The sequence below is a fragment of the Jannaschia formosa genome, from assembly GCF_003340555.1.
Taxonomy (GTDB): Bacteria; Pseudomonadota; Alphaproteobacteria; order Rhodobacterales; family Rhodobacteraceae; genus Jannaschia; species Jannaschia formosa.
Genome location: NZ_QPLJ01000098.1, coordinates 1 through 1,073 on the forward strand (window position 1 = coordinate 1; position 1,073 = coordinate 1,073).

The 1,073-nt window shown below is 62.3% G+C and carries 1 protein-coding gene; it reads right to left on the reverse strand.

Going from position 1 to position 1,073, the window contains the following annotated elements:
* Nucleotides 1-47: 47 nt before the first annotated feature.
* A partial coding sequence (locus DR046_RS22960; protein ID WP_245191069.1) for an ATP-binding protein occupies nt 48-1,073 on the reverse strand: 1,026 nt, incomplete at its 5' end.

Here is a 1,073-nt window from a genome sequence, read left to right on the forward strand (position 1 = left end):
CGATCACTGGGTGGCCACGATGCTGACAGTCCACGAGGCAACGTCCCTCAGGCAGGCGGTCCGCCCCGCCCCCTGTCCTCGACCAGCGGCAACAGGATCACGATCTGTGTCCCCTCGTCCACGGTGCTGCTGAGCGTTATGATTCCTCCTGCGTCTTCGGCAAAACGGCGCGCCTGAAACAGACCCAGGCCCGATCCGTTGCGGCCCTTCGTCGACGCGAAGGGAGCGAAGAGCCTTTTCTGCACCTCCGCAGGGATGCCGACGCCTGTGTCCTCGACAGCGATCTGGGCGTATTCGCCGTCGCGTAGCCTTTCGTGCCCGTGCATGGGCACGCGTGCCGTGGCGATGCGCAGCAGACCGCCCTTGGGCATCGCGTGCGAGGCGTTGACGCACAGGTTCACCAACGTGGAGTCGAATTGAGCGAGGCTCACCTCGACCGCCGCGTCCGCTGCATCAAGGTCCAGCCGCAACTCCACCCCAGGACCGGTGGCTCGCCGAAGTAAGCTCGAGAGACGCTCGATCTGCTGATCGAGCCGAACCTGCACAGCCCGGAGTTCGTGGTCCTTGGCAAAATTCAGAAGGTCCGTTGTCAGAGCTATACCGCGGTCTGTAGCGTCGTCGATGGCCGCCAACACAGTTTCGTCAGCGTTCTGCCGCCGCAGCATCCGGGTGCCCGAGCGCATCACCGCCAGCAAGTTTTTGAAGTCGTGGGCGACCCCACTCGTCATGAAGCCAATGGTCTGGACCTTTTCATTCATCAACGCCTCTTGCCGCGCAACCTGCCGTTCCAAGGTTCGCCGCACCAGTATTGAGCGTAGGAACAGTGTCAGCAAGACGATCAAGGTGCCTGTAAGCACGACGACCCAAACCAGCTGCCACCACCGGGCCAGCGCCTCGGCCCTGTCGAGCGACACGCCCACTACCAACGGGAAGTCTTCTATCGCGGCATACCCAATGATCACGGGGCGCATATGAAGGCCACTGATGCTGGTGTAGACGCCGCTCGTGGCTTGCGGCAGCCTATCTCGGAAGAGTTCATGATCGGTAAGCTGCATGCCGTAAAAGTCGGGGAG